Below are 441 nucleotides of genomic sequence, written 5' to 3'. Positions count from 1 at the left end.
GATTCAAAGGTATCAATATCGTCGTTCTTAGAAGCTGGGTTAATTTGACGGTAGTACTCATAAGCACGCTCACCATTACCCATTTTCGCTTCTGCGATCATCACCCATGGGTTTGAGTGAAGGAAGATACCGCCGTTCTCCTTCGCACCCGGTGGATATGTCGAAACGCCACCAAGTTGTGGATCAAAGCCGTTGTAGCCTGGAGTTGAAAGCTTGATACCATTGGTCGTGTTCAGCTTGTTGTAAACCGAATCTAGCGCCTGAGTGGCACGCTCTTGTGTTGCGAAACCAGAAATCACAGGCCAACTTTGACCATTAGTGTAGATCTGCCCTTGCTCGTTCTTGTGAGAACCAATCGGCAGGCCTTGCTCATCAAAGTAACGCACGAACCATTCGCCATCCCAACCGCACTCATTCACTGTGCTCTGCATCTGTTGATAT

1 protein-coding gene is annotated in these 441 nt (G+C 48.3%); it reads right to left on the bottom strand.

Annotated elements, in window-relative coordinates; all coding sequences use genetic code 11:
• On the bottom strand, positions 1 to 441 hold a 441-nt coding region (locus tag AB4486_RS28355; RefSeq protein ID WP_372120163.1), incomplete at both ends, for a GH36-type glycosyl hydrolase domain-containing protein.

It is taken from the genome of Vibrio sp. 10N.222.55.C6 (assembly GCF_041473395.1).
GTDB lineage: Bacteria > Pseudomonadota > Gammaproteobacteria > Enterobacterales > Vibrionaceae > Vibrio > Vibrio crassostreae_C.
This window is presented reverse-complemented; position numbering and strand designations above follow the sequence as displayed.